This window comes from Pseudomonas syringae group sp. 247E2 (genome assembly GCF_032587795.1).
In the GTDB taxonomy this organism is placed as follows: domain Bacteria; phylum Pseudomonadota; class Gammaproteobacteria; order Pseudomonadales; family Pseudomonadaceae; genus Aquipseudomonas; species Aquipseudomonas amygdali.
Genome location: NZ_JAWHPK010000008.1, coordinates 978,716 through 1,004,094, shown reverse-complemented (window position 1 = coordinate 1,004,094; position 25,379 = coordinate 978,716). Strand labels below are relative to the sequence as shown.

The 25,379-nt window shown below is 57.9% G+C and carries 22 protein-coding genes and 4 pseudogenes; 14 read left to right on the top strand and 12 right to left on the bottom strand.

Annotated features, from left to right (window positions below; translation table 11 throughout):
- Positions 1 to 141: 141 nt before the first annotated feature.
- The 7 genes from RYC18_RS11605 to RYC18_RS11575 are packed head-to-tail and all read right to left on the bottom strand — an operon-like array spanning position 142 to position 7,992.
- A complete protein-coding gene (locus RYC18_RS11605; RefSeq protein ID WP_016981819.1) occupies positions 142 to 1,737 on the bottom strand; it encodes a gamma-glutamyltransferase family protein in 1,596 nt (531 codons plus the stop codon).
- 30 nt (positions 1,738 to 1,767) lie between these two features.
- A complete protein-coding gene (locus RYC18_RS11600; protein WP_057404311.1) occupies positions 1,768 to 2,640 on the bottom strand; it encodes an ABC transporter permease in 873 nt (290 codons plus the stop codon).
- Complete coding sequence (locus RYC18_RS11595) at positions 2,640 to 3,584, bottom strand: ABC transporter permease (RefSeq protein WP_016981817.1); 945 nt, start codon at positions 3,582 to 3,584, stop codon at positions 2,640 to 2,642. The genes RYC18_RS11600 and RYC18_RS11595 overlap by 1 nt, the downstream gene beginning before the upstream one ends.
- A gap of 28 nt (positions 3,585 to 3,612) precedes the next feature.
- The gene (locus tag RYC18_RS11590; RefSeq protein WP_029240982.1) at positions 3,613 to 5,115 is read right to left on the bottom strand and encodes an ABC transporter substrate-binding protein; all 1,503 of its coding nucleotides are present in this window, start codon (positions 5,113 to 5,115) and stop codon (positions 3,613 to 3,615) included.
- Positions 5,112 to 6,245: an oligopeptide/dipeptide ABC transporter ATP-binding protein gene (locus RYC18_RS11585; RefSeq protein ID WP_316886084.1), complete on the bottom strand. Its 1,134-nt coding sequence runs from the start codon at positions 6,243 to 6,245 to the stop codon at positions 5,112 to 5,114. The genes RYC18_RS11590 and RYC18_RS11585 overlap by 4 nt, the downstream gene beginning before the upstream one ends.
- A complete protein-coding gene (locus tag RYC18_RS11580; protein ID WP_005777297.1) occupies positions 6,242 to 7,258 on the bottom strand; it encodes an ABC transporter ATP-binding protein in 1,017 nt (338 codons plus the stop codon). The genes RYC18_RS11585 and RYC18_RS11580 overlap by 4 nt, the downstream gene beginning before the upstream one ends.
- Positions 7,255 to 7,992: a FadR/GntR family transcriptional regulator gene (locus RYC18_RS11575; RefSeq protein ID WP_005777295.1), complete on the bottom strand. Its 738-nt coding sequence runs from the start codon at positions 7,990 to 7,992 to the stop codon at positions 7,255 to 7,257. Before RYC18_RS11575 ends, RYC18_RS11580 begins: the two co-directional genes overlap by 4 nt.
- 309 nt (positions 7,993 to 8,301) lie before the next feature.
- On the opposite strand from RYC18_RS11575, the gene RYC18_RS11570 reads away from it, so the two are divergent.
- Positions 8,302 to 9,486, top strand: coding sequence for a dienelactone hydrolase family protein (locus RYC18_RS11570; protein ID WP_005777291.1), 1,185 nt, complete (start codon positions 8,302 to 8,304; stop codon positions 9,484 to 9,486).
- A gap of 27 nt (positions 9,487 to 9,513) precedes the next feature.
- Here the strand turns inward: RYC18_RS11570 and RYC18_RS11565 are convergent, their stop codons facing one another.
- Entirely contained in the window at positions 9,514 to 10,011 is a 498-nt protein-coding gene (locus RYC18_RS11565) for a hypothetical protein (protein WP_005777289.1), read from the bottom strand.
- Positions 10,012 to 10,137: 126 nt separating this feature from the next.
- Positions 10,138 to 10,535: pseudogene (locus RYC18_RS11560) on the bottom strand (integrase); the annotation flags it as partial.
- 139 nt (positions 10,536 to 10,674) lie between these two features.
- Between RYC18_RS11560 and RYC18_RS26465 the strand changes: the two are divergent.
- Both RYC18_RS26465 and RYC18_RS26460 read left to right on the top strand, forming a co-directional pair.
- Positions 10,675 to 11,445: pseudogene (locus RYC18_RS26465) on the top strand (MCP four helix bundle domain-containing protein); the annotation flags it as partial.
- On the top strand, positions 11,428 to 12,300 hold the full coding sequence (locus tag RYC18_RS26460; protein ID WP_404940740.1) for a methyl-accepting chemotaxis protein: 873 nt from the start codon (positions 11,428 to 11,430) through the stop codon (positions 12,298 to 12,300). The pseudogene RYC18_RS26465 and the gene RYC18_RS26460, both read left to right, overlap by 18 nt.
- Positions 12,301 to 12,384: 84 nt before the next feature.
- Here the strand turns inward: RYC18_RS26460 and RYC18_RS11550 are convergent, their stop codons facing one another.
- On the bottom strand, positions 12,385 to 12,816 hold the full coding sequence (locus RYC18_RS11550; RefSeq protein ID WP_005777282.1) for a DUF4113 domain-containing protein: 432 nt from the start codon (positions 12,814 to 12,816) through the stop codon (positions 12,385 to 12,387).
- A gap of 264 nt (positions 12,817 to 13,080) precedes the next feature.
- Between RYC18_RS11550 and RYC18_RS26455 the strand changes: the two genes are divergently transcribed.
- Both RYC18_RS26455 and RYC18_RS11545 read left to right on the top strand, forming a co-directional pair.
- A complete protein-coding gene (locus RYC18_RS26455; RefSeq protein ID WP_234707684.1) occupies positions 13,081 to 13,437 on the top strand; it encodes a Tar ligand binding domain-containing protein in 357 nt (118 codons plus the stop codon).
- A gap of 107 nt (positions 13,438 to 13,544) precedes the next feature.
- Positions 13,545 to 14,705: a methyl-accepting chemotaxis protein gene (locus RYC18_RS11545; RefSeq protein WP_404940739.1), complete on the top strand. Its 1,161-nt coding sequence runs from the start codon at positions 13,545 to 13,547 to the stop codon at positions 14,703 to 14,705.
- Between the two features lie 11 nt (positions 14,706 to 14,716).
- On the opposite strand, the pseudogene RYC18_RS26450 reads toward RYC18_RS11545, so the two are convergent.
- Both RYC18_RS26450 and RYC18_RS26445 read right to left on the bottom strand, forming a co-directional pair.
- A pseudogene (locus RYC18_RS26450) lies at positions 14,717 to 14,851 on the bottom strand (PLP-dependent aminotransferase family protein); the annotation flags it as partial.
- 112 nt (positions 14,852 to 14,963) lie between these two features.
- Positions 14,964 to 15,083, bottom strand: a pseudogene (locus RYC18_RS26445) (site-specific integrase); the annotation flags it as partial.
- Between the two features lie 374 nt (positions 15,084 to 15,457).
- Here RYC18_RS26445 and RYC18_RS11540 point away from each other — a divergent pair.
- The 9 genes from RYC18_RS11540 (at position 15,458) to RYC18_RS11500 (ending at position 25,368) form a co-directional block, all read left to right on the top strand.
- On the top strand, positions 15,458 to 15,748 hold the full coding sequence (locus tag RYC18_RS11540) for a hypothetical protein (protein WP_005743709.1): 291 nt from the start codon (positions 15,458 to 15,460) through the stop codon (positions 15,746 to 15,748).
- 799 nt (positions 15,749 to 16,547) lie between these two features.
- Positions 16,548 to 17,696 carry a UDP-4-amino-4-deoxy-L-arabinose aminotransferase gene (gene arnB / locus RYC18_RS11535; RefSeq protein WP_005743711.1) on the top strand — a complete coding sequence of 383 codons (1,149 nt, stop codon included), beginning with the start codon at positions 16,548 to 16,550 and terminating at the stop codon, positions 17,694 to 17,696.
- A complete protein-coding gene (arnC, locus tag RYC18_RS11530) occupies positions 17,693 to 18,706 on the top strand; it encodes an undecaprenyl-phosphate 4-deoxy-4-formamido-L-arabinose transferase (protein ID WP_005743713.1) in 1,014 nt (337 codons plus the stop codon). Before arnB ends, arnC begins: the two co-directional genes overlap by 4 nt.
- The gene (gene arnA, locus RYC18_RS11525) at positions 18,703 to 20,694 is read left to right on the top strand and encodes a bifunctional UDP-4-amino-4-deoxy-L-arabinose formyltransferase/UDP-glucuronic acid oxidase ArnA (RefSeq protein ID WP_316886073.1); all 1,992 of its coding nucleotides are present in this window, start codon (positions 18,703 to 18,705) and stop codon (positions 20,692 to 20,694) included. The genes arnC and arnA overlap by 4 nt, the downstream gene beginning before the upstream one ends.
- On the top strand, positions 20,694 to 21,575 hold the full coding sequence (gene arnD / locus RYC18_RS11520; protein WP_002553514.1) for a 4-deoxy-4-formamido-L-arabinose-phosphoundecaprenol deformylase: 882 nt from the start codon (positions 20,694 to 20,696) through the stop codon (positions 21,573 to 21,575). The genes arnA and arnD overlap by 1 nt, the downstream gene beginning before the upstream one ends.
- Positions 21,575 to 23,224 carry a lipid IV(A) 4-amino-4-deoxy-L-arabinosyltransferase gene (gene arnT, locus RYC18_RS11515; RefSeq protein WP_005743715.1) on the top strand — a complete coding sequence of 550 codons (1,650 nt, stop codon included), beginning with the start codon at positions 21,575 to 21,577 and terminating at the stop codon, positions 23,222 to 23,224. Before arnD ends, arnT begins: the two co-directional genes overlap by 1 nt.
- Positions 23,221 to 23,565, top strand: a complete 345-nt coding sequence (arnE, locus tag RYC18_RS11510; protein ID WP_005743716.1) for a 4-amino-4-deoxy-L-arabinose-phosphoundecaprenol flippase subunit ArnE — start codon at positions 23,221 to 23,223, stop codon at positions 23,563 to 23,565. Before arnT ends, arnE begins: the two co-directional genes overlap by 4 nt.
- Positions 23,566 to 23,591: 26 nt before the next feature.
- A complete protein-coding gene (gene arnF, locus RYC18_RS11505; RefSeq protein WP_005777154.1) occupies positions 23,592 to 23,996 on the top strand; it encodes a 4-amino-4-deoxy-L-arabinose-phosphoundecaprenol flippase subunit ArnF in 405 nt (134 codons plus the stop codon).
- Entirely contained in the window at positions 23,974 to 25,368 is a 1,395-nt protein-coding gene (locus RYC18_RS11500; RefSeq protein ID WP_004667617.1) for a UDP-glucose dehydrogenase family protein, read from the top strand. The genes arnF and RYC18_RS11500 overlap by 23 nt, the downstream gene beginning before the upstream one ends.
- Positions 25,369 to 25,379: the final 11 nt, after the last annotated feature.

Below are 25,379 nucleotides of genomic sequence, written 5' to 3'. Positions count from 1 at the left end.
TAGGGCGTCAGATGAGTGGCAATCTCAAGCTTGGACGCCTGTGCGCTGGAAAGGTCCGATCTTTTGAGTGGCGAGGCGAGGCCAGCGAAGCCGATTGAAACAGTCAATGCCCTGCTGCGCTGGCCGAGCCGCTACTTTTGGTCAATAAGCCGCGACAATTCCATCCTTCCTTGGATCGGTCCCGCCCACATAGCCATGCGCCGTGCGCTGGATAATCTGCGCACCGCCAAAGGCAAATACGCCGCTCGGCTCTTCGACATCGATGTCGTGACCCTTTGCACGCAGTGCGCTGACCACATCAGGGTCAAACGCACGCTCCACCGCGACTTTCAAGCCGGTTTCGATCCTCCAGCGCGGCGCATCGGCAGCGGCTTGCGGGTTTTGCTTATAGCGCAGGATGCGCATCATCATCTGCAAGTGGCCCTGCGCCTGCATCGGGCCGCCCATCAACCCGAATGCCATAAGCGGTGTGCCGTCTGAGTTCATGACAAAGCCAGGGATGATGGTGTGGAACGGGCGTTTGCGCGGCGCAACGTAATTGACGTGCTGCGGGTCCAGCGAGAAGCCTGCGCCACGGTTCTGCATGCTGATGCCGGTGCCGGGTACAACGACGCCCGAGCCGAAGCCCATGTAGTTGGACTGGATGAACGAGATCATCATGCCGCTTTCATCCGCCGCTGACAGGTACACCGTGCCACCCGGTTTTGGCGAGCCATGCCCGGGATTGGCGGCCTGATCAGTGACCAGTCCCGCGCGCTCCATCAGGTAGGCCTTACTCAGTAAATCCTCTGAAGGGACGCGCATGTGCTCGCTATCGGCCACATGTTCGTCGAGGTCGGCGAGGGCCATTTTCATCGCCTCCAGCACCGGGTGAACCGTCTCAAGGCTGTCCACCGGGTGCTCGCCGACGCCCAGCGCTTCAAGCATGGTCAGGCCGGCAAGAGTAGCAATGCCTTGGCCATTTGGTGGGAGCTCGTGAACCACAGCGCCCGCGTATGGCACCGACAGCGTATCGATCCAGTCCACGGTGTGCGTCGCCAGATCGTCGAGACTCATCACGCTGCCATTGGCGTTGGCATGGGCGATAATCGCCTGTGCCAGTTCGCCGCGATAGAATGCTTCGCCTTTGGTCCGGGCGATCAGTTCCAGCGTGCGGGCGTGGTCCTTGAGCTGGATTTTTTCTCCGGCCAAGGGGGCTTTGCCACCCGGCATGAAGCATTCGGCAAAGCCCGGTTGATCCTTGAGCAGGTGCGAGCCGCGTTTCCACAGCTCGGCGATAATCGGTGTGACCTGATAGCCATCGCGGGCGTAGCCGATCGCCGGTTCGGCCAGGGTCGCGAAGGGCAGTTTGCCGTAGCGTGCCGAAAGCTCCACCCAGGCCGACACTGCCCCCGGCACGCTGACCGCAGGCCAGCCGCGTTGCGGCATCTGGCTCTGGCCTTCGAAGTATTCCGGTGTCCAGGCCTGTGGCGCGCGGCCGGAAGCGTTCAAGCCTTGCAGCTTGCTGCCGTCCCAGACGATGGCAAAGGCATCGCTGCCGATGCCGCAGCCGGTGGGCTCTACCACAGTCAGCACCATGGCCGCTGCGATGGCGGCGTCGACCGCATTGCCGCCACGGCGCAGCATGTCCAGCCCGGCCTGAGCGGCCAATGGTTGAGAGCAGGCGACCATATTGTTGCCCATCACCGGCGAGCGGGCCGACGCGTACGGTTGGTTGTAATCCAGATCATCGAACATAAGCGTTTCTCTTGGCAGAAGACGAAAGGTTTAGCCCTTGGGGTCCAGCGCATCGCGCAGGCCGTCACCCAGCAGGTTGAAACACAGGACCGTGATGTAAATCGCCACACCTGGCGCGATCGACATCCACGGAGCCTGCTCCATGAAATTCTTCGCTGTATTGAGCATCGAGCCCCACGATGGCGAAGGCGGTTGCTGACCCAGGCCAAGGAACGACAGGCTGGCTTCGGCCAGAATTGCCGAGGCGATGGTCAGCGTTGCCTGTACCACCAGCGGCGACATCACGTTGGGCAGCACGTAACGCAGGATGATCCAGCGATCCGGCAGACCGATGGCGCGCGCACCCTCCAGATAATCCTCGTGCTTGATCGACAGCACCTGGCCGCGGGTCAGGCGGGCAAAGATCGGCATGGCGGACAGGCCGATGGCAATCATCGCGTTGGTCAGGCTTGGGCCGAGAAAGGCGCCCAAAGCGATGGCCAGCACCAGAAACGGACAGGACAACAGTGCTTCCATGACCTGTGAAATAAGCATGTCCAGCTTGCCACCAAAGTACCCGGCCAGCAGGCCCAGCGGCACGCCGATGAGCATGGCGATGGCTACCGAAACACCACCGGCCAGCAGCGAACTGCGTGCGCCATACAGCAAGCGTGAAAACAGATCGCGACCCAGTTCGTCGGTACCCAGCCAATAGATCAGCGAGGGGGCTTTGCGTACGGCGAGAAAGTTGGCCTTTAGCGGATCATGGGGCGCAATCCAGGGGGCCAGAATGGCCGCGAGGACAAACAGCAGCAACACCGCCGCGCCAATCACTGCGCCTTTGTTGGCGAGGAACTTCTTCAGAAAAGGCGAGCGACTGCGCGGCAGGATCGCGCTATGCGGCAGGCTGGCAATAGCGGTCATCAGGCACTCCTCAGGCGTGGGTTGATCAAGCGATAGAGCACGTCGGCCAGCAGGTTCAACAGCAGAAAGCCAATCGCGACACACAACACCACGCCTTGCACCACGGCGTAGTCGCGGTTGAACACAGCGTCGACGATCATCTTGCCGAAGCCCGGAATGCTGAACACTTGCTCGGTCAGCACCGCGCCGCCAAGCAATTCACCAAACAGCAGTGTCGTGAGGGTGACGATGGGCATCAGCGCGTTGCGCAACGCATGCTTGAGAATCACTGTGCGCGGGAACAGTCCTTTGGCCCGAGCGGTGCGGACGTAGTCAGTGCGCAATACTTCCAGCATGGCGCTGCGGGTGTGACGCATGAGAATCCCCGACAGCCCGGCACCCAGTACGAAGGCTGGCAGAATCAAGGTCTTCAGGTTTTGCCCGAAATCCTCGCCCATAGGCACGAAGCCGGAGGCGGGCAGCCACTGCAGTTTCACTGCAAAGATCATGATCAGCAGAATGCCCAGCCAGAAGTGCGGAATGGAAATACCCGACAGCGCCACCACGTTGGCGCCGTAATCCACGGCGGTGCCTTTGCGCACCGCCGAAATGATCCCGGTGGGAACGCCGATCAACAGCGCAATCAGCAGGGCCAGCACGGCCAGCTCGATAGTCACCGGCAGTTTCGACGCCAGCAGCGTGGTCACCGGTTGCTCGGTGCGCAGCGATGTGCCCAGGTCGCCGGTCAATACGTTGCCGACCCAGTTGAGGTACTGCAACGGGATCGGGTCATCGAGCCGGTACTTGTCGCGCAGGTATTCCATGACCGCCGGATCGCGTTCTTCCCCGGCCATGGCCAGCACCGGATCACCCGGCAGCAGCTTCTGTAGGGTGAAGACGAACAGCGAAACCAGAATCAGCGTCGGTATCGAGCTGAGCAGGCGTCGCAGGATGAACATCAGCATACCGGAACCTCGCAGGTGCGCCCGTCAGTCATGGCTTGAACGCGACATTGGCCAGACGAATCAGACCGTCCGGGTTAGGGACGAAACCGGTCACGTTGTTACGCATGGCAATGATTCGCGGGTCGAAATACAGGTAGGCGGTCGGTACTTCATCGGCCAACAAACGCAGCGCTTCGTTGTAAAGCGCCTGGCGTTGTGCAACGTCGTTGACCGTGCGCGCCTTGTTCAACAGCTCGTCGAGCTTGGCGTTGCAGTATTTGCCGTCGTTCTGGCCACCCTTGCAGGTCACGAACTGATGGATATCGCCATCCGGATCAGGGCGGCCCGACCAGGCGCTCATGCCAATCTGGAAATTGCCGCTCGCCTGTTCGCTGAGCATCGTCGCGTATTCAGTGGCAATCAGGTTGACCTTGAAGCCCGCTTCTTCAGCCATGGCCTGAATGATCTGCCCGACCTGTTGCGCGATAGGGTTGTTGGCCACTTTCAGGTCAACCGCCAACGGCAGTTTCACACCGGCCTGCGCCAGCAGCGCCTTGCTTTTCTCGACATCGCGGGCCGGGATCGGCAGGTCCTTGTCGTAATACGGGCTGTTTTTCGGAAACGGCTGAGCGCTAGGGGCGTACAGCCCCTCAAACACCACCTGGTTAATGGCATCGCGGTCGATAGACAGCTCAAATGCCTTGCGTACGCGCTTGTCCTTGCCGATCGGCGAGTTGGCTTTTTCCCCGTTGCCGATGTTGAACATCAGTTGCATGTAGCCCAGGCCGGGTGTGTTGTAGATCGCCAGCTTGCTGTCACCCTTGACCGTTTTCACATCGGTTGGTGCAACACGCTCAATGATATCCAGGTCGCCGGAGCGCAGGTTGGCCAGGCGCACCGAGGTATCCGGAATCGGCAGGAACACCACTTTGTCGAAGTGATACGCCTGTTTATTCCAGTACTTGTCAAAACGCTCCAGCACGATTCGATCCTGCTGCACGCGCTGCACGAATTTGTAAGGGCCGGAGCAGACCGGGTTGGAGGCGAATTCGCCTTGCGCAGCTTTCGGCGCGAGCATCATTCCGGCGCGGTCCGACAGCTGTGAAACCAGCGTGGCATCGGCCTGCTTGAGCTTGATGGCGACGGTTTTTGCGTCTATCACCTCGACGCTGTCCACCGAGGCCAGCTCGCTTTTGCGCAGCGAGTCGGGGAGGGTGCGGGCGCGGTCGAGGTTGAACTTCACCGAGGCGGCATCAAAAGGTTCGCCATCGTGGTACGTCACGCCTTCGCGCAACGTCATGGTCAGGGTTTTACCGTCTTCGCTCCAGTTCCAGGCGGTGGCCAGTTGCGGCGAGTAAGTCAGGTCCGGGTTGACGTCCACCAGTTTGTCGCACAGCGCGGTGTAGACCAGACGGCCGGAGTAGGTACGCGAACGATGCGGATCAAGCACATCGGGATCGTCCTGAATGCCGATGCGCAACGTCGATTCGGCAAAGGCAGCGTTGGCGGCCAGCAATAACAATGTTCCTGTCACGACGCGTGCGATTCTCATGGCTGGCTCTCCACTGCAAGGGATTGATGATGCTTGAACAGATTCAGGCGCTGGGTGTAGGCAGCGCTGGGTGTCGGAAGGATCAGCGTGGCGCTGCCTGCGTTGGCGATTTCACGCCAGAAGTGGCAAGCCACCTGACGTTCGGCCTCGACTGTTTCCATCACCGGCACAGCTTCCTTGCACAGCGCACGGGCATGCGGGCATCGGGTATGAAAACGGCAGCCCGAAGGCGGGCGGCTGGGGCTGGGCATATCGCCGCCGAGGAGCGAACGCGGCTGGCGCAGGTCAGGGTGGCTGACCGGCACAGCGGCCATCAGCGCCTGGGTATAAGGGTGCAAAGGGTTATCGAACAGCGCGTCGACCGGCGCCAGTTCGACGATTTCACCCAGGTACATCACCGCCACGCGGTCGTTCATGTGGCGGATCACGGCCAGTCCGTGGGCGACAATCACCAGGGTCAGGCCGAACTGGTGCTTGAGGTCTTCCAGCAGATTGACCACTTGCGCCTGCACTGAAACGTCCAGCGCCGAAACCGGCTCGTCACCGAGGATCAAGCGCGGTTCGGAAGCCAGTGCGCGGGCAATGCCGATGCGCTGGCGCTGCCCCCCGGAGAATTCGTGGGGATGTCGGCCACCGTGTTCCGGGGCAAGACCTACTGTGCGCAGTAACTCTGCGACCCTGGCCTGACGGTCGCTGCGGCTGGCCTGGCTGTGCAGCCAGATCGGTTCGCCAACGATGGATTCCACGGTCATGCGTGGATTCAGCGAGGCGAACGGGTCCTGAAAGATGATCTGTAAGTCACGGCGTACCTGACGCAGCTTTTCCGGTGTCAGGTTGGCCAGGTTGCGGCCCTCGTAAATCACGTCACCCGCAGTCGGTTGCAGCAGGTTGAGCAGCAAGCGGCCAAGGGTGGATTTACCCGAGCCGGACTCGCCTACCAATGCCAACGTCTCACCCTTGCGGACTGACAGGTTGACCTCATTGACAGCCTGTACCGGCGGCTTCTTCGGCTGCAAAAGGCCGCTTTGCACGGTAAAGTGCTTGCTCAGGCCGATGCCTTCCAGAATGGGTTTCTGCGCGTTGCTGTCGGGGCTGACGCGCCCGGCGATGTCTGGTCTGGAAAGGTTCACGCACTGACTCCCACATGCTGTTCCAAAGGCGCACGGATGCACGCGGCGAAGTGTCCGGGAGACAACTCAAGCAGCGGCGGGCGTTCGTCTCGGCATTGCTGGATCACAAACGGGCAGCGGCCGGCGAAACGGCAGCCGCTTGGCATTTCTGCCGGCGTCGGCACTCGGCCGTTAATCGTTGCCAGGCGACCTTCACGAGGACCAATCGATGGCATCGAGCCCATCAGGCCGATGGTGTATGGGTGCTGCGGATCGTCGAACAGGGTTTTAACCGGGCCGCTTTCAACGACGCGACCGGCGTACATCACCATGACGTCATCGGCGACTTCGGCCACAACGCCCAGGTCGTGGGTGATCAGAATCATCGCTGTGCCAGTCTCGCCCTGCAAGTTGGCGATCAGCGAGAGGATCTGCGCCTGAATGGTTACATCCAGTGCTGTGGTCGGCTCATCCGCAATGATCAGCGCCGGATCATTGGCCAGCGCCATGGCAATCATGGCCCGTTGACGCATGCCACCCGAGAGTTCATGCGGGTAGGCGTCCAGCCGCTGGCGAGCGTCCGGTACGCGGACTTTTTCCAGCATTTCCAGCGCCCGTTGCCGGGCAGCCTTGTCTGAAAGGCCCTGATGACGCATCACGCTTTCGGCGATCTGCTCACCGATGGTGAAAACCGGATTGAGGGAAGTCATCGGTTCCTGAAAAATCATCGCCATGCGGTTACCACGCACATCCAGCAGGCGTTCTTCGGACATGCCCAGCAAGGCTTCATCGATCAGCAGAGAGTCGTGTGCGCCGACCTGGGCAGTCGCAGGCAAAAGTCCCATCAGCGCCATTGAGGTCACGCTCTTGCCGCAGCCAGACTCGCCAACGATGGCCAGGGTCTTGCCGCGCTTGACGGAAAACGACAAACCGTCGACAACGTTGGCGGGCGCACCGGCGAAGCGTACGGTCAGGTCTCTGACACTGAGCACCGTGCTGTCGCCAGTTTCTGTGAGATGGGCGATGGCGCTCATAAGCTGGCCTCCAGGTCTTGATTGATGACGTTATCCAGCGCCTGTTGCAGCGCCCGTAAATGGCCGCGCATGGCCGTGGCGGCCTTGATCGGGTCGCGGCTTTCAATAGCGCTGACGATGTCGTCGTGATCATGGCTGTAAGTGTCGAGGCGGTCGGCGTTACGCGCCCGCTGGCGCAAATCTCGCCAGGTAGGGTCCAGACGGATCGCATCAAGCATTTCGAAGATATCCAGCATCAGCCGATTACCCGCAGCTTCGGCAATTGCACGGTGCAGGGCGCTGTCCCACAGCTCGATGCCTTCGGCATCAGTCTGCTCGGCGACCTGCTGGCGAGTGGTGCGCTCGGCAAGGCGGCGCAAAATCGCCATCTGCTCACCATTGGCCCGCACCGCTGCCAGTGAGGCAAGTGCCGGTTCCAGGTGCAGACGCGCTTCCATGACCTCGCTGAAATTGGTCCGGCCAGAAAGCCGGGCGAAACTCATGGCAGCGCTGGGTGGTGTAGGTCCGACAAAGGTTCCTTTACCTTGCCGCCGCCAGATCTGGCCTTCGGCTTCCAGCACCGACAGGGCCCGACGAATTGCCCGTCGGCTAACCCCGAAATCGACAGCCAGACCCCGTTCAGTAGGCAGCGCCCGCAGGGGAAATGCCGCATGCTGAGCGACGATCTGCCGCAAGGCATCCAGTGCCAGTTTCGAAGAGTTGTCGATGGGGACGTCAGGATCGAACCTTTGCATCGTGGTACTCACACCAGACCAGAAAAAGATGCCCTGAGCTGCCTACACGCAGACATTCAGGGCAAAGGGACCGGTGCAAGAGCGATGCCAATGAAAATTGGTTCGATCAACTTCCAGTTGCAGGACGTCTCACAATTGCAGGCGATCAAGCCTGGCGCGCCAATGCTCAAAGGTTCGGCTGATCGGTTCCAGGCTTGGAAGAGGATTGGTTCGCAGGTCTGTGAACCAATTTTGCGAAGGAGGCGTTTTTTTGCATCAATGCGGGCATAGTGCGCCAGTGAGGCGCGCATTCTGCGGGGAGATTCTGGCATGGCGTTAAAAAATGCATCGATCGCTGTGCTGTTACTGGTATTGGCGGCTGGCGTCGGAACTTTCCTCCTGATGAATGAAGTGCCACAAGGGGAAGCGTTATCGTTAATAGCCAATGCGCACATTGATGGTTTGATCAGAGAGCCTTTGCTGCTCAGCGTCCGCTTGCCCGATGGTTCAAGTGCGCTTCTCGATGCTTTTGTCACGCGGCCAGAGAAGCCGGGGCGCTGGCCAGTTGCTCTGATCACTCATGGCACTAACGGTGATTCGAGCGATCGCACCAAAAGCCCCAATCTTTTCTCATCTGCGGCTACCGTATTTGCCCGTCATGGTTATGCAGCGGTAGTGGTAATGCGTCAGGGATATGGACAATCGTCAGGTGTCAGCGAAAAGCGTGATGGAACATGCCTCAGTCCCCATCATGCCAGGGCCGGCAGAATTGCAGCTGATGATCTCATTGCAGCATTGCAAGCCATTCAGGGGGCGCCCTGGTCATTACCGGATGAGGCCGTATTGATTGGTGTATCGTCCGGAGGATTCTCGGTGCTGGCAGCGGGCGCGTCCAATCCACCGGGCGTACGGGCGATAATAAATTTCGACGGTGGGCGCGGGGCCAAGGGGGCTGGCAAGGTTTGTGGCAAGGAGCAACTTCTAGCGGCTATTAAAACTTACGGAAGCCTCTCACGACTGCCTACCTTATGGATGTACGCCACCAACGATAAAGTATTTCCACTGCCACTCGGCGAAGAGTTTTTTGCAAGCTACATCGATCATGGAGGACGTGGAGAGTTTTTCCAGGCTCCCGTATTTGGTGAGGATGGTCACACGTTCTTTGAATGGGCGCCTGAAGAAATATGGTGGGGCAGGGTGGCTGATTTTCTGGATAAGAACAGGCTGCCGAGTGATGAGATCATTTCTGCACCTGTCCCGGATCTGGACCCGCCCGAGGGCTTGGCCACATCAGGGAAAGCGTCTTTTCAAAAATATCTGAACAGCCAGGTGTATGAAAAAGCTTTCGCGACCAATGGAGCAGGTGTCTGGGCCTGGAGCGGGGGGCATCGCAGTCAGGATCAAGCAGGCAAAAAAGCGCTAACTCGCTGCGAGAAGATGACACTCGCAAAAAAGGGGTTGCCTTGTACGGTCTATGCAGTAGGTAACACGCTGGTTAACGCGCAGAGAAAGTAAGTTATTTTTTATGAGGACTTCGCGACATCACTTCGCCGCGAGTTGTTGGGCCTGCTGCAACTCGTCGGGTGATATCTTATTCTCGCGTGCCTGTTTTACCAGGGCGTTGTTGGCGGTCGCGAGGCCAGCGCTGAGGGTCGCGATCTCCGTTACCAATGCGCCGACTTTGGATTTTTTGATTTCGGGATCCATATTCTGATCCGCCATAAGCGCCTGTAACTCCTGCTGTTTCTCCTCAATTTGTCGCTTCAACTCGCGGATCATCTTGAGGGTTTTTTGCGTCTGGTCTGGTAAGCCGCTTGATTCGATATCGGCATTCGACTTTGCCTGTGGCTTCTTGTCGTCGGCAGATTTCTGAATACTCGCCTCAGACAATGAGACCTTTACCCCTTCGGCAGGAATTGCAGTTGTAGCTGCAGAAGACGACTCAAGCGATTCATCTGTGACGTTGGCACTGTCAGGCCTGGGCGCAGGGACGACCGTTGGCGTGTAGCTAAAATTGGAGAGCTGAGTGTTGATGTTCAACGTATATGCCTCATGAGATGTCCGCAGTACGCCATTGGTACGGAAATGTAGCAAAACGTATCATTTTTGAATCATCGGCCGATCCTAGCAAATCTTTAGGTTCCGGGAGTGCGCCAATTATGATTCAAGCGCAAACGCCAACGACGTTCGCGATGGCTCGACATTGAAGGCTGTGCTGCCCAATCGGCCGCTGCACACTCCCAGGGCGGAGAACCAGGTGTCGGCATTCAGTCGGCGCACGTCACCGATCTGCAGGCCCATCACTTCAGAACGTCGTTGACCGCCACTGTTCCAGGCAAGAGGAGGAGGGCGCGGTCGCGGATCCCGCGCACCATCCTCGCAGGTCGCGAGCATCGCAGCAGGGGCTCGAGCGCCACCGCGGTTTTCTTACGTACCGCCACGCCTTGCCGCGACTGTGATTTGCGGGCTTCACGCAGCAAGGTTTTCACCGGCGGCGCCTCGGTGGGACTGTCCCAGTCATGCAACCGGCGCCACTTGGTCAGCATCACCAGCCGTTGCCATACGCAGCGCCCCTCGTCTCTATCGGCTGTTCATCGACACTACACACATGCTGTTACTTTCTGTCATAAAAGCTTCATATATAGGATCTATTGAGAATCTTGGGCTAGTCGATAACCGATAAATCCCTCATGTAGCCCTGCTATGAATCTTCGAAGCCTGAAAATTGCCTACCGCAGCCTTGCCTGCTTTGGCGTCCTGATAGTGCTCACGCTTAGCGTTGGCCTGTTCGGATTGAATCAATTGTCACACATTCGTGCGCAGGGACTAGCGCTTGAGAACAACAGCATTCCGAGTATTGTCGAGGCCGACAACTTAGCCTTGCAACTGGCCCGCACGCGCATAGAGGCACTGCGTATGGTCGCAATGCCTGACGCTGCCAGTCGCGCCGCCATCCTGAGCAAGATAGACGGTATATCCGGTCTGGTGAACAGCAGCTTCAAACGCTATGAGCCACTTGTGAGCAGTGATGAAGAACGTAGGCAACTGGAAGCCTTGCAACAGCATTACACGAGCTATCTCAGCTTGCTTGGCAAGCTTACAAACCTGATGTCCATGGGGCAGATCGATCAGGCTCGTCTTGTCATCAGTGACGAAATGGCGTCTGTCGGTGCAAAAATGAACGAGGGCACGGAAGCACTGCGAAAGATAAATGAGACTGCAATCAAAAACGCTGCAATAGCGTCCGATTCGACTTACTCGCAGTCACAGCTGGTAACCGGCATTGCGATCACGCTGGCGGTGGCTCTTACCCTGCTCTTGGCATGGCGGCTCACCGCAAGCCTGGCGCAGCCAATCACTCAGGCGGTTCAGGTCGCCAGAACCATCGCCGATGGGGACCTCACGCAAGTACTCGATGTACGCGGTACCGACGAAGCGGCTCAGCTCCTCCAGGCGATGCAGGTAATGCAAAACAATCTGCGTGAGACGCTTACGCACATGGGTCATTCGTCAACTCAGCTGGCAGCATCGGCTGAGGAAATGTCCGCAGTCATGCATGAGAGTGCACTAGGACTGCAGCAGCAGAACACCGAGATCGAGATGGCCGCGACCGCTGTTACTGAAATGAGCCAAGCGGTAGAGGAAGTCGCTAGCAATGCAACGTCAACTTCCACAGAGTCCAGAAAAGCTGCCGAAACAGCCCGAGAAGGGCAGACTCAGTTGGGCGCAACATTAGGGGCCATCGAAACCCTAACTGAGAACGTTTTGGACGCCCGAGAGCAAGCGCAGTACTTGGCCGATAAAACCCTCAACATAAGCCAGGTACTGGACGTCATACGATCGGTGGCGGATCAGACCAATCTGCTTGCACTCAACGCCGCGATCGAAGCAGCCCGCGCGGGTGAGGCAGGGCGGGGATTTGCCGTAGTCGCTGATGAGGTACGCGCATTGGCACACCGTACGAGCGAGTCAACCCGAGAGATCGAGTCGTTGATTGGTAGCATTCAAGACGGTACCGCACGCACTGTCGATGCACTTGAGTCCAGCGCAGAGCAGGCCCGTCTTACGCGAACTCAGGCTCAGTCCGCAAACTCGGCCTTAGCAACAATCGCGCAGTCAGTCTCCGGTATCGATGATTTGAACATGGTGATCGCCAGCGCGGCTGAAGAACAGGCACAGGTCGCACGCGAGGTAGATAGGAACATTGTAAGAATCCGCGATCTTTCAGTACAGACGGCCACAGGCTCCGAGCAAACCCGGATTGCCAGTCAGGAACTGTCTCAGCTCGCTGCCGGATTAAATACGCAGGTTCGCCGTTTTCGCGTTTAACCAACAATCCTTTCAAAAGCCTTGTCAGGTTGGGGGTCTTCCCCCAACTCGCGCGTGCCTTAAATCAAGCTCGCGCGACACTCATCAATGAGCTTTGGCTATCCAGAGCTCATCAACCCGCGTGGTATAACTCTGACTCATCAAGTCGCGCCGCTTAGCACATTCCGGTGTAGTCGGCACTGTCGCTGTGCGTAACGTCCCGCGTCCCCATCGACTGTTGATCGAGTCCATGACCGACATCAGCCGAGTGTCATTGGTAGCGTAGGGCAGCTCGATCACGACACCGTTGGCATACTTCGCTTCGTCCGGATTGAACATGCCCGTACGCACGCTCAAGCGCATCTTCTTGCACACTGAGCCTTGAGCTCGCAGCTTCTCCGCAGCTCGCGCTGTGTAGGTGGCCACCGCCTCCTTGATGGGCCCAACTTCGCTATGTTTGGCGATGTTTTTTTCATAGTCGCCCGGCGCAGGGTGAATTTGCGCGGCGATCAGCTTGATTTGCCCTTTCTCTTCCAAGTGTGGGGACAGCGCTGAGGCGAATGAATCTGTGCCCGAGCACTGCCTTGGATCCAACGGACGCTACACGACCGGCAGCCTGATGAAAAATATATGCAAGGACGTGCGCATCAACACCGGAGGCCAGGAGCGGACGCAAAAATATAAGGCAAGCGTCCTCCAAACTGTGCGGTGATCGCACAGGTTCTCTGTTAACCGCTTAAGTTTTAACGCCTTGGCGTAGATAGCGTATTACAAAAATCTATTCGGAGTCGGGATATTCCCATGTTCGCACACTTGAAAGTCCGCACAGGCATGATCGGCGTGTTGGTGTTATTCGTCATCGCGCTGATGTTCTCGATCATCAACAGCTGGTCATCGGCAATGCGCAGCTATGACCAGGTCGACGAGCTCAGACATACTTCACAACAGATTGACGGCATCAATAACTCACTGCTGTTGGCCATCCGTACCAGTGCCAATGTGTCATCGGCCTTCATCGAAACCGTGGGTGGTCGATTTGAGGATGCGGAAGCCCGGCTGATGCGAAGTGAAGGCATCTGGAACGATGCGATTGCCAAGCTCAATGCATCGACGCCGATATTCGCGACTCGAAACTTCAAGCGCTCGCCGACGAATTGAAGGCCGCGTTCGCCGAGTACGGCAACGCCATCGTCGGCCAGCGCGCCGCCACCCGTGCACGCTCGGCGGACCAGTATTTCGTGGTCAACATCAGCGCTGGCAAGGGTATGACCAAACTTCAGGAAATCCGGGTGAATCTGGTCGGCGCCTTGGATGCCCGTGCCGCTGAGATTAACCGGGACGCCAGTGAACGCCTGGCCACCGCCAAGCGGCTATCCCTGGTACTGGCGTGTATCACTCTGGCGCTGGCGGTGATTTGCTGGATGTTCATCTCCAGCCGTGTACTGCGCCCGCTTCGTGAGGCCGGTGAGAACTTCAAACGCATCGCCAACGGCGACCTGACCCAAGAGGTCGTGCCCCCGGGCCGCAACGAGATCGGCGACTTGTTCGTTGAGCTTCAGCGCATGCAAGCCAGCCAGCGCAACACCTTGATCCTGATTTCCGGTTGCGCGACCCAACTGGCTTCGGCGGCCGAAGAGCTCAACGCAGTGACCGAGGAAAGCAACCGTGGCCTGCAGCAACAAGACATGCAACTTGAACAAGCCGCCACTGCAGTCAACCAGATGACCAGCGCCGTCGAAGAAGTCGCGCGCAATGCCGTCTCCACTTCGCAAGCGGCGACAGCTTCAAACACGCTGTCGGAGAAAAGCCGTCAACAGGTTCGCGAAAACATCGCGGGTACTCAGTTGATGACAACTGAAATCCAGGGCAGCGCAGAGCGTATCCAGCACCTGGCCGGCGAAGTACGCAACATCGGCAAGGTACTGGACGTGATCCGTGCGGTATCGGAGCAGACCAACCTGCTGGCCCTCAACGCCGCCATCGAGGCCGCCCGTGCCGGTGAAGCGGGGCGCGGCTTTGCCGTGGTCGCCGATGAGGTGCGAACGCTCGCCTATCGCACCCAGGAGTCCACCCGCGAGATCGAGCAGATGATTGGCAGCGTGCAGACCACCGCCGAGCAAGCTGTCGACTCGATGCGAGGTAGCACCCTGCGTGCGCAAGGGACCCTGGAAATCACTCAAGCCTCCGGCGCGGTACTTGAAGACATATTTGCTGCCATCGGCCAGATCAACGAACGCAATCTGGTCATCGCCAGTGCCGCGGAAGAGCAGGCTCAGGTCGCCCGTGAAGTGGACAGCAACCTGGTCGCCATTCGTGACCTGTCCGCGCAGTCTGCGGCTGGCGCCCTGCAGACCAATGCGGCGAGTCACGAGCTGTCGCGTCTGGCGGTCGAGTTGAACGACCTCGTGTCTCGTTTTCGTACTTGAGTGAAGCGAGATCAGATATAGGCCCCGACCACCCGCTTTAGGGTGGTCAGCGCTTCACGCAGGGTCTCCGTACTCACTGAGCCCAGGGCCAGCCGTAACGCATGAGGGACGTGAGCCGAGGTGCAAAACGGCCCGAGTGTCGCGACCATCGGTTACTGGTCCGGTCGATTCCCCTGAGGCCCCAAGTCGCCCAAGCCCGGCAGAAGCGTGATTGCTGTGCCAGAGAGGTCCTATTAAATTTCAAAGATCCTCAATGTGATCGCGCACTTTGGCATCCGCTGTCGCCGAGGTGTGTCGCAACCAGTGAAGTGACGCAGATCTCAAATGCTTCACGTCGTCATCGGGGAAGCCTTTACCTTTGACGAGGCGTAGAGCTTGGAAATGGAGACCATGGCGCGTAGATCTTAGGTTGCTGGTAGGAGTTACAAATAGATACAATTTAACATAATATACATTATGCGTACCTACACGTACATCCTTGGTGAGCCTTGGCCACCAGATTTGAAGCCCGCGAACTGCCTCCTGTGTATTTCAAGAACGTGTAAATCGAAGCCCCTCACACTTCAGTGTCCGACCCATGTGCAGCGTAAATTTCAACACATCGTGATCGACTGTTTGAGACGATCCACAATGACGGACCGAGACATTGCGCCTGGCTCACGTACCCAAGTCAGCACTCGAATTCAAAACGTTTTGCGGTAAAGTGTCCGTCCGACGGTACCAACGCCTGCTAAACCTGAAATCAAGGACTGATGATGAAACGGATAATAGCGACTCTGATTGCCTGCATAAGCTCACCAGCATGGGCTGTAGATCCCGCGACCCTGCCAATGGTCGTGCAGATGCAAAAAGCTGCAAATGCAGCGACATGCGAGTCATATAAAGGCGATACATCGCCGCTGGGCAAGGCTGTTAACAAACAGTGCCGGAACCGAGCCAAAGCTGAGTTTGAAGACATGCAAGACGAAAAGCCGCTAAGGGACTGCATCAAGCCAGGCAACGTTATAGACGATGATGTGCGCAAGTGTATGAAAGGAATGTAACAGCATGGCCAAAACCAATCCTGTAGCCTGATGACCTGATAGGTGATAAATATGACAGTTCCGAGGTTTGGAACAGCAACCCTCGCCCATTTATACTTATGCAACAAGCCATATCCTATATAACTCAACTAAACAGACATTTAGTTGAGTTATATAGGTGACCCGATAATGCCTGATCCTCCACGCCTCCGTTCGCTCCACTAACTGATCTGAGCAAACTGTCAGACGCACTGCCGACAGCCGTAAGGCAGCCTACCGCCGCATAGGCCCAATCATCCCGATCTGAGCATCCGGGCACTCAAGCTGCTGCCTGCAGCCAGCCATATAAATTCGCATTCCGGTCATGAAAGCTTCATTAAATTTCAATGGCATTGTCATACGTAACGTCACTTATAAACGTCCACAATTAGCATGACCAAGCTGAACTCAAGCTGTCTGTCTGCGATTACCTAAATGAAAGCTGAACACCACATTAATAATTCTACATATTGTCATGACGACATTGTTATCCCCATATAACTCACCCTACCCTATGGCTGACAAGCGCTGCAATGCGCTACAAAAAACCAACGGCGTCTGGACAATATTTTGATGTTTGAGCCCCTATCTTCGCGACACTTGCTTTCGTCAGCAGGCCGTTTCTGGTGTGCAGCGAGTGTGCCCATACACATAGCGCCACTTGCAGCCGCTACCGGTATTCCCGTCCTGGCAGCTCGTTATTGATGCACGCCTATGTTTGGGTACCCGTGTTATGCGTTTTTTATGTATTGGCTATGAAACGTAAAGTGGAAAAATATCTATGAGCCAGGCTTTTCTTGCTTTTTCACGGCCTTCCATAGGCGATGAAGAAGTTGCTGCGGTGACTCGTGTGCTGCGTTCCGGGTGGATCACAACCGGGCCGGAATGTCAGAAGCTTGAGGAGCAATTTGCGGCTCGGTTTGGCGCGCAACATTCGGTTGCGTTGTCGTCTGCTACCGGGGCGATGCATGTTGCGCTACTGGCACTGGGGGTCGGACCTGGCGATGAAGTGATTACGCCTTCGCAGACCTGGGTGTCGACGGCCAACATGATTTGCCTGCTGGGGGCCACTCCGGTTTTTGTCGACGTCGACCGTGGCACTCTGATGAGCAGCGCCGCGCTCATTGAGCAAGCCATCACGCCACGAACCAAAGCGATCGTGCCGGTGCATTACGCTGGCGCCGCATTCGATCTCGACCCGCTTTATGCGCTGGCAGATCGGTACGGGATTACGGTGATAGAAGACGCTGCCCATGCGACCGGAACCGCTTACAAGGGTCGTCCGATTGGCAACCAGGGCACCGCGATATTTTCATTTCACGCGATCAAGAACATGACCTGTGCCGAAGGTGCAATGTTCGTCACTGACAATGCACAACTGGCTGATCGGGTGCGCCAACTTAAATTTCATGGTCTGGGTGTCGACGCCTACGACCGGCTGACGCTGGGTCGCAAACCCCAGGCAGAAGTCATGGAGCCAGGCTTCAAATACAATCTGGCCGACCTGAATGCGAGTATCGCCCTGGTCCAGTTGCAACGCCTTGACGCAATCAATGCAAAGCGTCAGGCGCTCGCCAGCCACTATCTCGAACGGCTGGCCTCGAACCCGGTCCTGCCCCTCGCCCTGCCCCGCTACGCCCAGCATCACGCCTGGCACTTGTTCATTCTGCGCATTGATCCCGAGCGCTGCGGGCTGGATCGCGACGCGTTCATGAAGGCCTTGCAGGCTCAAAACATCGGCACCGGCATCCACTTCATAGCGACTCACCTGCACAGCTATTACCGCAAACGTTTCCCTGACGTCTGCCTGCCAGACACCGAATGGAATTCATCAAGGCTTTGCTCTATCCCCCTGTTCCCTGACATGACGCTGGATGATGTCGAGCGGGTTGTCAGTGCCATTGAATCGACCGTGGAATCCAGCCATTGAGACCCTACCCAATCAAGTTTGTGTCGATTGTCATCCCTGTCTACAACGAGCGCCAGAGCTTGCCCGAGTTGCTACGGCGTACTGAAGCGGCCTGTAAACAATTGAATCACCGCTTCGAAATCGTGCTGGTGGATGACGGCAGTCGCGACGACTCGGCAGAGATTCTTCAGCAGGCCGCCGAGCGCAGCGCCAGCCCCTTCGTTGCGGTGATTCTGAATCGTAACTACGGTCAGCACGCAGCGATTATGGCTGGGTTCGAGCAATGCAAAGGTGATGTGGTGATCACCCTCGACGCTGATCTGCAGAACCCTCCCGAGGAAATTCCCCGGCTGGTGGCGCTTGCAGAGCAGGGATATGACGTTGTCGGCACAGTGCGCAGCAATCGTCAGGACTCCGCATGGCGACGTTGGCCATCAAAGATCATCAACGTGGCAGTACAGCGTTCCACCGGCGTGGCTATGAGTGATTACGGCTGCATGCTGCGCGCGTACCGGCGCACGATTGTCGATGCAATGCTGGCCTGCCGGGAGCGCAGCACCTTCATTCCGATTTTGGCTAACAGTTTTGCGCGGCACACGACGGAGGTATTGGTCGATCACGCTGAACGTGAACATGGCGACTCGAAATACAGCCCCATGCGCCTGGTCAACCTCATGTTTGACCTGATCACCTGCATGACCACTACGCCCTTGCGCCTGCTCAGCATTATCGGCTTCAGCATGGCGCTGCTCGGTGTGCTGTTCGCTGCGTTACTGATCATTCTGCGTCTGATCTTCGGTGCGCCATGGGCCGGTGACGGCACGTTCGTGCTGTTTGCGGTGTTGTTCGTATTCACCGGAGGGCAGTTCATCGGTATGGGATTACTGGGTGAATACCTGGGCCGAATGTACAGCGATGTCCGCGCGCGCCCGCGCTTCTTCATTGAAAAAGTCGTGCGCAGCTCGTCCGAAGTTGTCAGCGAAAGCGTCGATTCCTCTGTAACTCCCTATATGAACAAGGTTGCGCCATGAGCCCTAAAGCTGTCGTTTTCGCCTATCACGATATTGGCTGTGTCGGCCTGCAAGCGCTGCTGGGCGCAGGTTATGAAATTGCTGCAGTTTTCACTCACGCCGACGACCCCAAGGAAAAAACCTTCTTCGGTTCCGTGGCTCAGCTGTGCGCGCGACATGGCATTCCCGTACATGCTCCTGAGGACCCTAATCATCCTTTGTGGGTAGAACGCATCGGTAAACTGGCCCCTGACTTCATCTTTTCCTTCTATTACCGCCAACTTCTCGGTGATCCGTTACTGGCCTGCGCGAAAAAAGGCGCATTGAATCTGCATGGCTCGCTGTTACCACGCTATCGCGGGCGAGCACCGGCGAACTGGGTGCTGGTCAACGGCGAAAGCGAAACCGGCGTGACCTTGCATCAGATGGTCAAACGCGCCGATGCAGGGCCAATAGTCGCTCAGCAACGCGTCTCGATCAGTTCCACCGATACGGCCTTGACGCTCCACGGCAAACTGCGTGAAGCCGCCGCTGACCTGCTTAGTGAAACGCTACCGCTGCTTGCCCTCGGGCAACTTTCAGGCACGCCGCAGGACGAAACCCTTGCAAGCTGTTTCGGTCGCCGCACCCCGGCCGACGGTTTGATCGACTGGTCGCTTCCGGCCATTCAACTGTACAACCTGATACGGGCAGTCACGCAGCCCTACCCTGGCGCATTTTGCGCGGTAGGCGAAAACAAGTTGATTGTCTGGGCCGCCAGTGCCGAAGCAGGCAACAACGGCGAAGCACCCGGCACGGTCATCAGTCACGACCCATTGCGTATCGCCTGCGGTGAGGGCTCGCTGGTGATCAACGCAGGGCAGCGCGGCGACAACGGCTTGTACCTCAGTGGCGCACAACTGGCTCGCGAGTTCGGGCTGGTGGAAGGCTCGCAACTGCTCGATACAGAAAAGCGCCGCCCGGCCCGCCGTACCCGCGTGCTGATCCTCGGCGTCAACGGTTTCATCGGCAATCATCTGTCAGAACGCCTGTTGCAGGACGATCGTTACGACATCTACGGCATGGACATCGGTTCAGACGCCATTGAGCGCCTGCGAACCAAGCCGAACTTTCACTTTATCGAAGGCGACATCAGCATCCACACCGAGTGGATCGAGTATCACATCAAGAAATGCGATGTGGTGCTGCCATTGGTGGCCATCGCTACACCGATTGAATACACCCGCAACCCGTTGCGAGTGTTTGAGCTGGATTTCGAAGAAAACCTGAAGATCGTCCGTTACTGCGTGAAGTACACCAAGCGGGTGATCTTCCCGTCAACGTCCGAAGTCTATGGTATGTGCCAGGACGCAAGCTTCAACGAAGACACATCGAACCTTATCGTTGGCCCGATCAACAAGCAGCGCTGGATCTACTCGGTGTCCAAGCAACTGCTGGACCGCGTGATCTGGGCCTATGGTCAGAAAGGCCTGCAATTCACCCTGTTTCGCCCGTTCAACTGGATGGGCCCACGCCTGGACCGACTGGACTCGGCGCGTATCGGCAGTTCTCGGGCCATCACCCAACTGATTTTGCACTTGGTGGAAGGTACGCCGATTCGGCTGGTGGACGGCGGGGCCCAGAAGCGCTGTTTCACCGATGTCGCCGACGGTATCGAGGCGCTGGCGCGGATTATCGAAAATCGTGATGGGCGCTGTAATGGTCAGATCATCAACATCGGTAACCCCGACAATGAAGCCAGCATTCGCCAATTGGGTGAAGAGCTGCTGCGCCAGTTCGAAGCGCACCCGTTGCGCGGCAACTTCCCGCCATTCGCAGGCTTTCGCGAAGTAGAAAGCCAGTCCTTTTATGGCAAGGGTTATCAGGATGTCAGCCATCGCAAACCGAGTATCGACAACGCCCGACAGTTGATTGGCTGGACACCAGGTATCGAGCTGAGCGAAACGATTGGCAAAACCCTGGACTTCTTCCTTCGCGAAGCCATGGCTGAAAAGGCGGATATGCGCTGATGCAGGCAGGCTTAAGAATCGATGTCGACACATATAGGGGCACCCGTGAAGGCGTGCCGAGGTTGCTGGACATACTCGATGAAGCTCAGGTCAAGGCGACGTTCTTTTTCAGCGTCGGCCCCGACAACATGGGACGTCACCTGTGGCGTCTCGCACGGCCCACGTTTTTCTGGAAGATGCTTCGCTCCAGAGCAGCAAGCCTGTATGGCTGGGATATTCTGCTGGCGGGTACGGCGTGGCCGGGCAAGCCGATAGGACGTGACCTTGGCCCGTTGATGCGTCGCGCTCTGGATGCAGGCCACGAGGTCGGCCTGCATGCATGGGATCACCATGGCTGGCAAGCCAATGCCGGACGCTGGAACGATCGCCAGTTGACCGCGCAAATACACCGTGGGGTCGACTGCCTGAGCGACATTTTAGGCAACCCGGTGATCTGCTCCGCAGCAGCGGGCTGGCGTGCCGACCAGCATGTCGTGCAGGCCAAGCAGGCGTTTGGCTTCCGCTACAACAGCGACTGTCGCGGCGCTACCCTGTTTCGCCCGTTATTGGCTGATGGCAGACTCGGCACGCCGCAGATCCCGGTGGACTTGCCGACCTTCGACGAGGTGGTCGGCCCACAGCTCCAGCCAGGGGCCTTCAACGAATACATCCTCAACCGCTTCGCTGCGCAACGGCTCAACGTCTACACCATTCATGCTGAAGTCGAAGGCATTGTCATGGCGGACGGCTTCAGGCAGCTTTTAAGGCAGGCCGATGCACGGGAAATCGAGTTCAACCCGCTGGGCCAGCTGCTGCCGGAATCCATCGAGCAACTGCCTTGCGGACAAGTTGTTCGCGGTCACCTGCCCGGTCGCGAAGGCTGGCTGGGGGTGCAACAGTGATGCACTCCAGATACCGTGATGGCGCACTCCTGTTAGCGGCATTCTTGCTGGCCTACCTGCTACCACTGGGTTTCCATGGTTTGTGGATTCCCGATGAAACCCGTTATGCCCAGATAAGCCAGGAAATGCTTCACAGCGGCAACTGGATCGCGCCGCACTTCATGGGCTTGCGTTACTTTGAAAAACCGGCTGCCGGTTACTGGCTGATTGCCTTGGGCCAGGCGGTGTTTGGCGAGAACCTGTTCGGCGTGCGCATTGCTTCGGCGATAAGCACCGGTTTAAGTGTCTTGCTGGCCTACATGCTGGCGGGAAAGATCTGGCGCGACCCGCGCAAAAGCTTCGCCAGCGCACTGCTGTTCATGAGTTTCGGTTTCGTCGCCGGCCAAGCCGGTTACAGCAATCTCGACCCGCAATTCACCCTCTGGACCAACTTGACGCTGGTAGCGTTCTGGTACGCCGTGCACAGCATCGGTCGAGCCCGCCTGCTAGCCTGGACGTTGGTCGGCGTAGCCTGCGGCATGGGGTTCATGACCAAGGGCTTTCTCGCCTGGGCGTTGCCGGTCATCATCACCCTGCCCTACATGCTATGGCAAAGCCGCCTGACTGAACTGCTCAGGTTCGGCCCGCTTGCAGTGGTGATTGCCATTGCAGTCTGTCTGCCGTGGGCGCTGGCGGTACACCAGCAAGAGCCCGATTACTGGCGTTACTTTTTCTGGCACGAGCACATTCGCCGATTTGCCGGGGACAATGCGCAGCATGCCCAACCCTGGTGGTTCTACCTGCCTCTACTGATCGCGGCTTGCCTGCCTTGGGCGCTGCTGCTGCCCGTGACGTTGAAGCAAGCCTGGCAACAGAAAAACAGGCCCGACACCGCCTTCCTGCTGCTATGGCTGGTCCTGCCGCTGGCATTTCTGAGCCTGAGCAAAGGCAAGTTGCCGACCTACATACTGCCTTGCCTGCTGCCGCTGGCATTGCTCATGGCTGACGCTCTGGTCGAACGTCTCAATCAAGGCCGTGGCACGGCGTTGCGCGTTAACGGAATAGTTAACGCAGCATTGACCTTTCTCGGGCTTTTAGCGCTGATCTACGTGCAGTTGAAACAGCCCGTGTACGAAAACGAACCGATGCACTTGTTGCTGGCGATCATCGTACTTACCGGATGGACACTCACCAACGCCCTGCAAGGCATCCGCCCTTTGACCTTCTGGGCTCTGCCAGCGGTGGGAAGCTGGTTGCTGATCGTATTGCTGCCTGCGGCACTACCAAACGACGTGGTGTACAACAAGACTCCCGACCAGTTTGTCGCCAGGCATCAAACGGAGCTGGCAGCCTGTACACATTTGCTGAGCAATGATCTGGGCGCTGCTTCTGCCATGTCGTGGCGCCTGAAACGACCGGACATCGCGCTTTTCAATACTTGGGGCGAGCTTGAATACGGCCTGGGTTATCCGGATGTACAGGGCCGCCAAGTCCGTCTGCAGGACATCGACGCCTGGATTACAAAAGCCCGAAGCGAAGGCAGGGTCGGCGTGATCATGCGTGGCAAGAGTGATGATGAGCTGGAGGAGCTTGAAATGCTTCCCAAGGACGGCCAGCGTTACGACGAAGGCAACCTGGCCATCCTCATTTATGAGAAGTCAGCGTTATGACCTGGCTGATGCTCCTGAGCGCATGCCTGCTGACGTGCCTGGGCCAAATCGCACAAAAGTACGCAGTGGAAGGCTGGCGCGGGACATTTCCCGGCGTATTTGCTGCACTGCGTTCAATATGGCTGTGGCTGGCGATTGCCTGCCTCGGGCTGGGTCTGCTGGTCTGGCTGTTGGTGCTGCAACGCATGGATGTAGGCATCGCGTACCCCATGCTGGGCCTCAACTTCGTGCTGATCACCCTGGCGGGACGCTATGTTTTCAAAGAGCCGGTTGACCCACAGCACTGGCTTGGTATTGCGCTGATCCTTGTCGGCGTATTTCAGCTGGGACGCCAGGCATGACCCGCCGTAGCGCAACGATGTACGCCATGACCAGTGTTGTACTGGTCAGTTCGGCGCAATTGGGCATGCGCTGGGGCATGAGCCGCCTCCCCTCGCCTGGGCAATGGCTCGACCTGCAGGATATCGGGCAGGCTCAGTCCAGTGCCGTCGCCGTCATCTGCGCCTCGATCACAGCCTATGCACTCTCCATGCTTTTCTGGCTGCTGGCGCTGCGTGATTTGCCCCTCAGCCGTGCCTATTCGCTCCTCAGTATCAGCTATGCACTGGTTTATACGCTGGCTGCAACCCTGCCATTTTTCCATGAGACGTTCACGGTATCGAAAACTGTGGGTGTCACGCTGATTGTGGCAGGTGTCTTGACCATCAACCTGCGGCGCATCTCCAGCCCGTCACTTCAGGATCTTCCCCATGAGAATCAGCGTTTTCGGTAGCGGATATGTAGGTCTGGTACAAGCGACCGTACTTGCCGAAGTCGGCCATGATGTTGTCTGTATGGACATTGACCAGGCCAAAATCGATCAACTGCGTCAGGGTCAGGTACACATTTACGAGCCTGGACTGGCCAATCTCGTGCGTGACAATCTGGATCATGAACGTCTGCACTTCACCACCGACGAGCGACTGGCGGTGGAGCATGCCGAGGTGCTGTTCATCGCGGTTGGCACGCCCTCCCGAGCAGATGGCTCGGCCGATCTCGGCGGTTTTTTTGCGGTAGGCGAAGCCATTGCCCGGCATCGCTGCGAGCCGCTGATCATCGTCGAGAAGTCCACCGTGCCGGTCGGCAGTGGCGACGCCTTGCGAGGCCATATCGACAAGGTATTGCGTCAGGCCGGTCGCCTGTTGCAGTTCGATATAGTGTCCAACCCCGAGTTTCTCAAGGAAGGCTCGGCGGTCAACGATTGCCGGCGCCCGGACCGGATTGTCATCGGCTGCGAAAATGAAGCGGTGCGCAAAGTCATGCGCGAGCTGTATGCACCGTTCAACCGCAACCATGACCGCATCATGTTCATGGACCTGCGCAGCGCCGAACTGACCAAGTACGCCGCCAACTGCATGCTGGCGACCAAAATCAGTTTCATCAACCAGATCGCCGAGCTGGCAGAACATCTGGGCGCAGACGTTGAGTCCGTAAGGCTGGGCATCGGTGCCGACTCACGCATTGGTTATGACTTCATCTACCCCGGTTGCGGCTATGGCGGCTCATGCTTCGGCAAGGACATTCGCGCCTTGATTCACAGCGCCAGAGAGGCGCATTGCTCCAACGATCTGCTGTCTGTAGTCGAAGCAATTAATGAGCGGCAGAAGAACAAGCTGTTCGAGCGGGTCAATGCGTTCTACCAGGGCGACCTGCGCGGCAAGACGTTTGCCTTATGGGGGCTGGCGTTCAAACCCAATACCGACGATATGCGCGACGCTCCCAGCCGCATGCTCATGGAAGCACTGTGGGAAGCCGGGGCCAGCGTGCGGGCATTCGACCCCGAGGCCATGCAGGAAACCCAACGCATATATGGTCATCGCAAGGACCTGATTCTAATGGGAACACCTGAGTCCGTTCTCAACGATGCCGATGCGCTGATCATCTGCACCGAGTGGCAACAGTTCAAAGCCCCGGATTTCGAGCTGATACAGCAGCGGCTGAATGCACCGATCATCTTCGACGGCCGGAATCTGTATGACACCGAACGGCTGGCAACGCGCGGCTTTCACTACTTCCCCATCGGTCGTGGTGAATCCTGCGATTTGCCTATCCCGCAGAAGCGGTGGACACCCTATGACCAGTTAACCAGCAGTCAGGCCATATGAGTGGCCCTGCT